The 12,610-nt window shown below is 72.8% G+C and carries 1 protein-coding gene; it reads right to left on the reverse strand.

Features of this window, described 5'->3' with window-relative positions:
* On the reverse strand, positions 1-12,234 hold the full coding sequence (locus ABZ463_RS35995; protein WP_362783478.1) for an amino acid adenylation domain-containing protein: 12,234 nt from the start codon (positions 12,232-12,234) through the stop codon (positions 1-3).
* Positions 12,235-12,610: the final 376 nt, after the last annotated feature.

Consider the following 12,610-nt stretch of genomic DNA (forward strand, 5'->3'; position numbering starts at 1 on the left):
TCAGACCTCCTCGCGGGGCGCCGAACGCCGCTCGGCGTGGCGGGCCAGGGAACGCAGCGCGCCGGCGAAGTCCTCCGCGAGCTTCGACACCGTGGACGGGTCGTACAGGTTCTGCGAGTAGTACCAGTCGAAGGTCAGGTGGCGGTCGCGGATCGCGCCGACGATCTCCAACGGGTGACCGACGTGTTCCAGCGGGCTCTGCTCCTGCCCGATCGGGTCGTGGAAGGCGTGGTAGAGGCCTTCTCCCGGCGCGGTGCCGGACTGGCCGTGGTAGTTGAAGGCGACCTGCGGGCGCGGTCGGCCGGCGAGTGCGGTGCCGGGGGAGCCGGGCGGGCTGAGGTGGCGCAGCAGGCCGTACCCGAGGCCGTTGCCGGGGATCGCGCGAAGCTGCGCGCGCACGGTCCTGACCAGCGCCGCCCAGTCGTTGCCGCCGGGCACGGTCAGGGCGGCCGGGTATTCGCTGGTGAACCAGCCGACGGTCCTGGTCAGGTCGAGGTCGTCGAAGACGTCCTCACGGCCGTGTCCCTCCAGGCCGATCACGACCTGCTCCTGGCCCGTCCACCGGCACAGCGTCCAGGCCAGCGCGCCGATCAGCACCTCGCTCAGCCGGGCACGGAACACGGCGGGCGCGCCGCGCACGAGCGCCCGGGTCTCGTGCTCGGACAACGAGCACGGCGCGGTCGAGACCGAGCCGACGAGGCTCTCGCCGTCGTGGTCCGTGGGCAGCGGCGCGGGATCGGGCAGGCCGGTCCAGTACGCCGCCTCACCGTCGAGCCCGCCCCCCGCCGTGTGCTCGACCAGCCGGGCCGCCCACTGGCGGAACGGTGAGGTCGCGGGCCCGAGATCGACGGGTGCGCCGCCTGCCGCCTGCCGGTAGGCGGTCTCCAGATCCTCGGTCAGGATTCGCCAGGACACGGCGTCCACGATGAGGTGGTGCGCGGTCAGGTACAGCCAGGGCCGCCGTTCCGCGCCGAGGTCGAGGAGCAGGGCGGACCACAGGGGGCCATGTTCCAGGTCGAACCCCAGATCAGCGTCGGTGGCCAGCTCGTTCGCCGCGGCTCGCAGCTCGGCCTCGCCCGTCAGATGGGACAGGTCGTGGCAGGCCAGCGGGACGGCCGGCGCGGGCGCGGCGAGCTGCGACCAGTCCCCGGTGCGGGGCCGGGAGCGGTCACGTTCGAAGCGGAGCCTGAGGGCGTCGTGCCGTTCGGCCAGGGCGGCGAGCGCGGCCCGCAGCGCGGGCTCGCCGACCGGGCCGGACAGCTCCACCAGCATCGACTGGTTGTAGTGGTGCGGCGCGACCCGCCGCGACAGCAGGAACTCGCGCTGCACGGGCGTCAGCGGCACCGGCCCGTCCACGACCGCACCGGAGGAGGCGGTCTCGGCGACCGGCTGGGCGACGGGTGCCAGTTCGGCGATCGTCTGGTGCAGGAAAAGGTCCTTGGACGTGATCCACACCCCCGCCTGCCTGGCCCTGGCCACCATCTGCATGCTGAGGATGGAGTCGCCGCCGAGGTCGAAGAAGTTGTCCTCGACCCCGAACGAGTCCGCGTCCACGCCGAGCACTTCGGCCCACGCCTCGGCCAGAGCCCGTTCGACGTCGTCGCGCGGGGGGAGCCGGTCCGTGCCCGCCGCCGCCGTCGCGCCGGGAGCGGGCAGGGCGCGGCGGTCCACCTTCCCGCTGGTGTTCAGCGGCAGATCCGCCAGCGTCACGAAGAGGTGCGGCACCATGTACCCGGGCAGTGAGCGTTTGGCGAAGTCGCGCAGCGCGCCGGGCTCGGGCGCGGCCCCGGGAACGGGGACCACGTACGCGGCGATGCGCGGCGACCCCTGGTCGTCGAACACGGCCGCGGCGGCCTGCGCCACGTCCGGGTGCTCGCAGAGCACGGCCTCGATCTCGCCCGGCTCGATACGGAAGCCGCGCACCTTGACCTGGTCGTCGGTGCGGCCCAAGTACTCGATCAGCCCGTCGGGCCGCCACCTGGCCAGGTCGCCCGTCCGGTACATGCGGTCGCCCGGCTCCTCGAAAGGCCCGGCCACGAACCGTTCCGCGGTCAGGCCCGGCCGGTTGAGGTAGCCGCGCGCGAGCTGGTCACCGGCCAGGTACAGCTCTCCTGCGACCCCGACGGGCACCGGGCGAAGCCGGTCGTCCAGCACGTACGCCCTGGTGTTCCAGGTGGGCCTGCCCACGACGGGCCGCTCGCTGTCCGACAGTCTGCAGTACAGGGTGTCGACCGTGCACTCGGTCGGCCCGTAGTAGTTGTAGCCGGTGGTGCCGGGCGCGTCGCGCAGCTCGCGCCAGAGCTGCTCGCCGACCGCCTCACCGCCCAGCATGAGCACGGCGGGCCGGTGACGGGCGGAGGTGAGCAGGCCGCGTGCGGTGAGCTGTTCGGCGTAGGAGGGCGTGAGGTCCAGCAGGTCGATCCGGTGCCGGGCGACGTAGTCGATCAGCGCTTCCGGGTCGCGCCTGGTGAGGTCGTCGATCACGTGCAGCTCGTGGCCGTCGGCCATCCACAGCACGCCCTCCAAAGAGGTGTCGAACGTGAACGCCGCGGTCACCCCCGCCTTGATCGGCTGGGTGGTCTCGGCGCGCATGAGGTCGGCCCGGTGGTCGAGGAACAGGTTGGCGAGTCCCCGGTGCTCGACGACCACGCCCTTGGGCCGTCCCGTCGAGCCCGACGTGTAGATCACGTATGCCGGGTGCGCCGGATGCGGCCGCACACCGAGCCGCGTGTCAGGCAGGCCGTCCAGCAGCGCGGGATCGTCCAGCAGGACGACGTCCACAGGCTCGGGCGGTTCGAACGCGGAGTCGCGGTCGGTGAGGACGATCAGCGGCCGGGCGTCGTCCAGCATGTACGCCATCCGCTCCCGAGGCAGTCCGGGATCCAGCGGCAGGTAGGCGGCCCCGGCCTTGAGTACGGCCAGCAGCGCGACCACGGTCCGTTCGCTGCGCGAGCCCGCGAGCCCCACCAGCGTCTCGGGTCCCGCCCCCCGGGCGCGCAGCAGGTGCGCCAGGCGGTTGGCGCGGGCGTCGAGCTCGGCGAAGGTGAGCGCGCGGTCACCGAAGACGAGCGCGGTACGGTCGGCGTTCGCCGCCGCGCACTCCTCGAACAGTTCGGCGAACAGGGCGGGCGGGGTGTCCCGGCGGGTGTCCTGCCAGCCGGTCACGGCCTGCTTGAGCTCCGTGTCCGTCATGATCGGAAGCTCCGCCACGGAACCCTGATGACCTGCGGCGATGGCGTTGAGCAGGGTCGTCAGGTGCCCGGCCAGACGGTCGGCGGTCGAGTGGTCGAACAGCGCGGTGCCGTAGCCGACGGCGGCGGTCAGCCGGCCGCCGTGCTCCAGGAAGTCCACGGTCAGGTCGTGGCTGACCTGGTCGGAGACCGCGGGCAGCGGCGCGGTGCGCAGCCCCGGCAGATCGGGGTCGGCCGAGGGCGTGTTGTCCAGGACGACCATGACGTCGACGAGCGGGTTCCTGCTCGGGTCCCGTTCGGGCCGCAACACCTCGACGAGTTGCTCGAACGGTACGTCGTCGTGTTCGAACGCCTCCAGCACCGTATCCCTGACCTGCGCCAGGAACGCCGCGAACGACGACGACTCGGTCACCGTGGACCGCAGCACGACCGTGTTGACGAAGAACCCGACCAGCCCTTCCAGCTCGGCGCGCCCGCGTCCCGAGGCGGCGGTGCCGACGGCGACGTCCCGTTGGCCGCAGATCCTGGACAGCAGGATCGTGGTGGCCGCGACCAGCACCATGAACAGGGTCGCGTCATGCTGTCTGGCCACCGCCTTCAGCCCGTCCAGCGTGTGCGCTGGGAGGTCGAGCAGGCGGATCGCGCCGTCGGCCCGCCGTACCGGGGGGCGTGGGTGGTCGGTGGGCAGGGCCAGGGGGGTGAGCCCGGCCAGCCGCTCCCGCCAGTAGGACGGGTCGGACGGGTGGCGGCGCTGCCAGGCCGCGTAGTCGGCGTACCTGATCGGCAGCGGCGCCAGTTCGGGGGTGTCGCCGCGCAGCGCGGCCGCGTAACAGGCGCCGAGTTCGGCGGCGAGCACGCCCATCGACCAGCCGTCGGTCACGATGTGGTGCATGACCAGCGCGAACGCGTGCTCGTCCGGTCCCATCCTGATCAGGGTGGCCCGCAGCAGCGGGCCGCGGCGCAGGTCGAAGGGCAGGGACGCCTCCCGCCCGAGAAGGTCGTGCGTCGCGGACTCGGGGTCGTCGTGGCCGGACACGTCGATCACGCGCAGCGGCAACGGTCCGGGCTGCAGGATGGACTGCACGCCGCGGCCTTCGACGTCGCCGAAGACCGTACGCAGCGACTCGTGTCTGGTCACCAGCCGGTCGAGCGCGGTACGCAGCGCGGCCACGTCCACCTCACCGGACAGACGCAGGCCGAACACGGTGTTGTACTCGGAGCTGTCCGGCTCGAACTCGCTCAGGAACCACAGCCGCTGCTGCGCGAACGACAGCGGCAGGCCGTCGTCGCCGTCCGCCCGCCCGATGGCCTCCTGCGGCGCGGCGGCCCCGAGCGTCCCGGCGAAGGAGGCGATGGTGGGCGTGTCGAAGAGCTGGCGGGGCGAGGGCGCGGCGCCGAGAGCCGCACGTACCCGCGAGATCACCTGGATGCTGAGGATCGAGTCGCCACCCAGGTCGAAGAAGTCGTCCTCGACGCCGATCCCCGCCGGATCGCGGCGCAGCACCTCGGCCCAGATCCCGGCGAGCAGCCTCTCCGTGGTGTCGCGCGGCGGGACATGGGGCACGGCGGCGTCGAGCAGGCCGGCGGGGGCGGGCAGGGCGCGCCGGTTCAGCGTGCCGCTCGGGGTCATCGGCAGCGCGTCGATCCTGACGTACGCCGACGGCACCGCCTGAGCCGACACCCGCCCGGCCAGGAACGCCCGCAGTACGGCCGGGTCGGGTGCCTGCTCGCCGGTGGGAACGACGTACGCGACGAGCCGCGTCCGTCCCGCCTCGTCCTGCCGTCCGGCCACCGCCGCGGCGGCGACCTGGGGATGCGCGACCAGCGCCGATTCGACCTCGCCTGGCTCGACACGGAACCCGCGTACCTTGACCTGGTCGTCGACCCGCCCGACGATCTCCAGTACGCCGTCGGCCCTGCGGCGGCCGAGATCGCCGGTCCGGTACATGCGTCCCGGGGTGAACGGGTCGGGTGAGAAGCGTTCCTCGGTCAGGTCGGGCCGGTTCCAGTAGCCGCGCGCCACCCCGTCACCGGCGATGTGGATCTCGCCGACCACGCCGATGGGCACCGGCCGCCTTTCGGCGTCCAGCACGTACACGCGGGTGTTGGCGAAGGGCCGCCCGATCGGCACGTACGTCCTGTGCCCCATCGGGTCGGCGCCGAGCTGGAACACGGTCGAGTCAACGGTCGTCTCGGTGGCGCCGTAGGCGTTCACGATGACGGTGCCGGAGCCGAGCCGGTCGAGTATGCGCCGGGCCTCGCCGACCGGCCAGCCCTCGGAGCCGACCATCAGCACCCGCAGCGAGCCGGGACCGTCCAGCTCCTCGGCGATGGCGCGGGCCAGCGCGGGCACGGTCACCAGGAGTTCCGCGCGCGTGCTCTCGATCAGGCGGGCGATGGCGAGCGGGTCGCCGAGCCGTCCGCTCGGACAGATGATCATCTCGCCGCCGAGCACCGCCGACAGCAGGAAGTCGCCGAAGAACAGGTCCACCGACTGGCTGGAGACCGACAGGCATCGGGGCGAGGTCCCCGCCAGGCCGTAACGGGCGTCCCAGGCACGCAGCATGTGGCAGACGTGGCGATGCTCGACCATCACGCCCTTCGGTCTCCCGGTCGAGCCCGACGTGTAGATCACGTACGCCAGGTCGCCGGGGGTCACGTCCGTGTGGGGCGCGGTGGCGGGGTGCCCGGCCAGGTCGGCGTCGTCGAGGCAGACGAACGCCGCCCGGCCGCGTTCCAGCCGGTCCAGCAGCCTCGTCTGGGTGACCACGATCGGGGCGGCGGCGTCCTCCAGCATGGATTCGAGGACCCGAGGCGGATGGTCGGGGTCGAGTGGCACGAACGCCGCGCCCGACTTGAGCACGCCGAGCAGCGCGACGACGGCGTCCAAGCCGCGTTCGACGCACACGCCGACCAGCGTGCCGGGCCGCGCGCCCAGCCCGATCAGGTGGTGAGCCAGCCGGTTGGCCCGCTCGTCCAGGGCGGCGAAGCTCAGCGCGGTTTCGCCGCAGCTCACGGCGGTGGCGTCGGGGGTGCGGGCGGCCTGCTCCGCGAACAGCTCGTGCACGGGACCGGCGGCGGGGAAGGGGACGACGGTGTCGTTCCACTCCACGAGCAGCCGATGCCGCTCGGACTCCGGCATGACAGGCAGCTCCGACACCCGGCAGGTCTCGTCGCCGGCGAACGCGCCGAGCATCGTCTCCAGGTGGCCGAGCAGCCGCTCCGCCGTATCCGCGTCGAACAGGCCCGGGTCGTAGTCGAGCGCCAGGGTCAGCTCGCCCGCCGCGTACGCGGTGATCATGAGCGGGTAGTTGCCGTGCTCGTCACCGGTGTGCTCCAGCACGCGGACGTCATGGTCGCCTGCGGCCTCCGGGTAGTTCTCGAACACCATGATGCTGTCGAACAGCGGCACACCGCCCGCCAGACCGGCACATCTCTGCACGTCCGCGGGGGACAGGTAGTCGTACTGGCGGCCTTCGACCTGAGACTCCTGCAGCCCGCACAGCCAGCCGATCAGGTCGGCGTCGCCGTCCACGTCCACGCGCACGGGCAGCATGTTGATGAACAGGCCGACGATCGACTCCGACCCCGGCAGTCCGGAGGGGCGGCCGGAGACCGTGGCGCCGAAGCACACGTCGCGCTCGCCCGAATACCGTGAGAGCAGGATCGCCCAGGCGCCCTGGAGCAGCGTGTTCACCGTCAGCCGGGCGCGGCGGGCCCGCTCGTACAACGCGTGCGAACGTTCGGGCGACAGGCTCAGCCGTACGGCGGCGGCCGAGCGCGACCCGTGCGCCCTGACCGGCGGCCGGTCGAACGGGAGCGGCGTCGCCGCGGTGAACCCGTCCAGCTCCCGCCGCCAGTGCGCCTCCGCCGCCGCCCGATCCTGCCGCCCCAGCCACTCCACATAGTCCCGGTACGGCCTGCGCGCCGGATGCGTGCGACCCGCGTACCGCTCGAACACCTGGGTCAGCACCTGTGCCGCGCTCCAGCCGTCGAGCAGCAGGTGATGCGCCGTCCAGAACACCCGCACCCGCGTGTCGGACAGTCGCGCCACGGCCAGCCGCATCAGTGGCGCCCGGCCCAGGTCGAGCCGCCACCGGGCACGGCCCTCCCACATGCGCGCGGCCTCGGCGTTCCTGGCCTCCTCGGTCAGCGCGCGCCAGTCGTGACGCTCGACGGGGATCGTGGCGTCGCGCCGCACGACCTGCAGCGGCTCGGGCACCCCCTCCCACACGACCGCGGTACGCAGCGCCGGGATGTCCGCGGCCACCTCCTGCCAGGCGCGCACCAGCCGCTCCGGATCGTCCACGCCGTCGAGCAGCAGGTTGAAGTGCGAGGCGTAGGTGTCGCCCGCGGGGTCGGACAGCGAGTGGAACAGCAGGCCGCTCTGCACGGGTGTGAGCGGGTAGACGTCCTCGACGGCCCGGCCGTCGCCCGCGATCCCGTCCAGCGCCGCCTGGTCCAGCCGCGCCAGCGGGAAGTCGGACGGCGTGCACCCGCCCGCCCCGGGACGCGCGCAGTGCTCGGCGATCTCCCCGAGCGCCGCCACGAGCTGCCCGGCCAGCCGGTTCACGGTCTCCTCGCGGTGCAGCCGGGCCGAGTACGACCAGCCGATCTCCAGCCGGTCGTCGCGTACGACGGCGTTGACCTCCAGCAGGTGAGCCCGAACCTGCCCCGGGACGCGCTCGGTGCCTTCGGGGACGGGCAGCAAGCGCGGGAACGGGCCGCCGGGCGAGCCGTGGGCGTCCATGCGCCCCAGATAGTTGAAGGCGACCTGCGGCCTCGGGTCGTCACGCAGCTCCTCCCCTGAAGGGGACAGGTAACGCAGCGCGCCGTACCCGAGACCGCGCGATGGAACGGCTCTGACCTGCTCCTTCACGGACTTGAGCAGGTCACCCCAGTCACCGCCCGGCATGTGCAGCACCAGGGGCGAGACCGTGGTGAACCACCCGGCCGTCCTCGACAGGTCCACCTCCGGGAACAGTTCCTCGCGGCCGTGGCCCTCCACCTCGACCAGCACCCGGTCACCGCCCGCCCACCCGGTCAGCACCCGGCCGAGCGCGCCGAGCAGCACGTCGTCCATCCGTGCCCGGTACGCCTCCGGCACCTCGCGCATCAGCCGCCGGGTGACCTCGGGGCCGACAGTGCTGGTCACCGTACGCAGGTCACCGGCGAGGTTCTCGCCGCCGCCGTCCAGTGGCAGCACCGCCGCGCTCCTCGCCAGCTCACGGGTGCGTCGCCAATGGTCCAGCTCGTCGTCGAAACCGCCCGAGAGGGCATGCTCGCGCAACCGCAGCGACCAGGAGCGGAACGAGGTGGTACGCGGCCCGAGCCTGATCGGCTCACCCGCCGCGGCCTGCCGCAGGGCGGTCTCCAGGTCGGGCAGCAGGATCCGCCACGAAACGCCGTCCACGGCCAGGTGATGGACGGCCAGGTACAGCCGCCTGGACTCGCCGGACGTGACCAGCAGGGCCTTGACCAGCGGCCCGCTGTCCGGCGCGAACGTGATCTCGGCTTCCTCGCCGGGCCGTTCCGCCCTGCGCAGGATCGTGCCGTGCTCGGTCTCGGCGTTGTGCTGGCGCCACCCACCGTCGCCGTCCCGCTCCAGCCGCAGGCGCAACGCGTCGTGCCACTCGACCAGGGCGCGCAGGGCGGCTTCGAGCGCGTCCTCGTCCACGTCGGGGGCCAGCTCCAGGCAGACCGCCTGGTTGAAGCGGGACAGGCTGTCGGCCATGTTCTCCAGGAACCAGTGCTGGATCGGCGTCAGCGGCACGTCGCCGCTCACCCGCTCGTCCCCGCCCGCGTGGTCCTCATGCCCCGCTGGGACGAGGGCCGCCGTCACGGCCAGGTCGGCGACGTTCTGGCGCAGGAACATCTGCCGCGGCGCGACCTCCAGTCCCTGCGCCCTGGCCCCGGCCACGACCTGGAGCGCGAGGATGGAGTCGCCGCCCAGGTCGAAGAAGTTGTCCCGGACGCCGACCCGGTCCACGCCGAGCACCCGCGACCACACCCCCGCCAGGACACGTTCGGTGGGGGTGCGCGGCTCGACGTACTCCTCGCCGCTGTCGCGCTCGCCGGGCGGCGGCGGCAGCGTACGGCGGTCGACCTTTCCGCTGCGGGTCAGCGGCAGCTCGGGCAACGGTACGAACGCCGCGGGCACCATGTGCTCGGGCAGCCGCCGGCGCAGGAAGTCGCGCAGCTCGCCCGGCGTGACCCCGCCGTCGGCCGGCACCGGGTAGGCCACCAGCCGTTTTGCCCCGCCCGCATCCTCCTTGACCGCCACCGCGGCGGTGACCACGGCGGGATGCGCGGCCAGCGCCGCCTCGACCTCGCCCAGCTCGATACGGAACCCACGCAGCTTGACCTGGTCGTCGGCGCGGCCCGCGTGCTCCAGCCTGCCGTCGGCCAGCCAGCGTGCCCTGTCGCCCGTCCGGTACATGCGCGTGCCCGGCGGCCCGTACGGGTCGGCCACGAACCGCTCGGCGGTCAGCCCGGGCCGGTTCGAATACCCCCTCGCCAGCCGCGTACCACCGAGATACAGCTCGCCCGGCACGCCGATCGGCGCCGGCCGCAGCCGCGCGTCCAGCACGTACGCCCTGATGCTCGGGAAGGGCCGTCCGATCGGCACCGGTCCGGGATCGGCGTCGGCCGCCGTCAGCGGCCCGCCCAAAGTCGCGCCCACCATGGTCTCGGTTGGCCCGTACCCGTTGAACAGGCGCCGGCCCCGCGACCACGTCCGCACGAGTTCCGGCGGGCAGGTCTCGCCCGCCACGATCAGCACCGCGCCGTACGGCACTCCGCCGGGCGGCAGCGTCGAAACCGCGGTGGGCGGCAGCACGGCGTGGGTGACGCGCTCGCGTGCCATCAGCCCGGCCAACGGCGTGCCGGGCGGACGCTCCTCGTCGGTGGCGATCACCAGTGTGCCGCCCGACAGCAGCGCCCACACCAGCTCCCAGAACGCGCCGTCGAAGCTCAGCGACGCGAACTGCAACACCCGCGCGTCCGGCCCGGCGTCCAGGCGTTCCCGCTGGATGAGCACCATGTCGTGCACACCCGCGTGCGTCACCACGACGGCCTTGGGCCGTCCCGTGGAACCCGAGGTGTAGATCACGTAGGCGGGGTGATCGGGGTTGACGGAGGGGAGCGGGGTGGGGTGCGGGCCGGTCAGGGCGTTCTCGACGGCCGGGTCGTCCAGCGCCACGGCGGGCACACCCGGGGGCAGCCTGTCCACGCCCTCGCGGGTGGTGAGCGTGAGCACCGGCGCGGTGTCGTCGATCATGGTACGGATCCGGTCGGCCGGATAGTCCAGGTCGATCGGCAGGTAGGCGGCGCCGGAGCGGAGCACGCCCAGCACGGCCGCGACCATGTCGATCGAGCGCGGCAGGGCCACCGCAACATACCGCTCGGGCCCCGCGCCCTCGGCGGCCAGCAGCCCGGCGATGCGCTCGGCCCGCTCGGCCAGCTCCCCGTAACGTACCGAGCGTGGGCCGCACACCACCGCCTCGGCGTCCGGCCGGGCCTCGGCCTGCTCGGCGAACAGCTCGCTCACCGTGCGCGCGGGCGGCCCGGTCCCGTCGCCGCACCACAGCGACGTCAGCAGCGTCCGCTCGGCCTGGCCGAGCGGCGAGATCTCGGCCAGCGGCCGGTCGGGGCCGTCCGCGACCTCCTTGAGCAGGCACGTCAGATGCGCCGCGATTCGCTCGGCCGTCCCCGCGTCGAACAGCGTCGCGTTGTAGGCCACGCTCCCCGCCAGCGCCCCGTCGCGCTCGGCGAAGTCGAACGACAGGTCCATGCTCGCCGCCAGCACGGGCGGCTCCAACTCCTCGGCCAGCAGGCCGGCGAACGCCGCCGACGCCGCCGGCAGGTTACGCAGATTGACCGCGACCTCGGTGAGCGGCGGCCTGCTCGGGTCACGTTCCGGCCGCAGCGCCTCCACCAGCCGCTGGAACGGCACCCCGTCGTGGGCGAACGCGTCCAGCACGCCCGCCCGCGTACGCCGCAGCAGCTCGTCGAACGACACGCCCTCGTCCACGTCACCACGCAGGACCAGCGTGTTGACGAAGAACCCGACCAGGTTCTCCAGCTCCACCCGGTCCCTGCCCGACACGACGGTCGCGACCGCGACGTCAGGCCGTCCCGTGTACCGGGCCAGCAGCAGGTGCACGGCCGCGACCAGCGTCATGAACAACGTCGCCCGGTTGCGCTCGCCGGCCTCGCGCAGCCGCCCCACCACCTCGGCCGGGATCTCGAACGTGTGCCGCGCCCCGGCCGAGCTCCTGACCGGCGGGCGGGGGCGGTCCGTCGGCAGGTCCATCGGCGTGAACCCGTCCAGCCGGTCGCGCCAGTACCCGAGCTGCTTCCCGGCCTGCGGCCCCGCCGTCAGATTCCGTTGCCAGGCGGCGTAGTCCGCGTAACGCAGGGGCAGCGGCGCCAGGCCCGCCGGTTCGCCGCCGAGCGTGGCGGAGTACAGGGCGGCCAGGTCGTCCAGGACCAGCCGCGAGGACCAGCCGTCGGTGACGATGTGGTGCGCGTAGGCCGTCAGCACGTGCTCACGCTCGCCCAGCCTGATCAGCCGGGCCCGGAACACCGGACCTTCCCGCAGGTCAAAGGGCTGCCGCGCCTCCTGTTCGAGTACGCGGTCCAGCTCGCCCGGCCGTCCCGTCAGGTCGGTGACCTGTAACGGGACCTCCATGTGCGGCGCGACCTCGCGCACGCCACGGCCGTCACGCGACCCGAACGTCGACCGCAGCGTCTCATGCCGTTCCACCAGCGCGTTCAGCGCGGCACGCAGCGCGGGCACGTCCAGCGGCCCGGTGAGCCGCACGATCAGCGGCACGAGATAGTCGAGGGCTTCCGGATCCAGCTCGTACATGAACCAGAGGCGTTCCTGCGCGGGCGAGAGCGGCAGCGGTCCTGAGCCGTCGATCGCGGGTATCGGCTCCTCGGCGGGCGACGACTGCCCTGACAGGCGCCGCAGAAGCTGCTCGCGCAGGTGCTCGGGCAACGCCTGGATGCGCTCGTCGCGCGGGGAAGAGATATGCACGGGGAGTTTCTCCAATGTCCTGCGGTTTCGCCGCGCCTGGATAACCCGTCTGATCACTCATCGCCGAAACGGCGGTGAGCAGGCTGTGAACCCCTGGAGGCGGACTTCCGGTACAACCGATCTTTTCAACGCCGGCCCGGCGGTTCCAGGGCCTTGAATCGACGGCTAAAGAGCCAGCTCAACGGCCACCTTCGACGAAAAGCAGGAAAACGCGCCATCGCCGAGCGCAAAAAAGCGGTTGCTCCGCCAGCGAAATGAGCGCCCTGTGCAGGGCTGTCGTAAAGCGCGGCAACGGGGGCGGTTTTCCGAAGACCGCTGGGAAAGGCATGACCTCCCGGCGAAGACGGTCGAATTCCTGAGGCGGCGACGCGAGGAC

It is taken from the genome of Streptosporangium sp. NPDC020145 (assembly GCF_040631275.1).
GTDB lineage: Bacteria > Actinomycetota > Actinomycetes > Streptosporangiales > Streptosporangiaceae > Streptosporangium.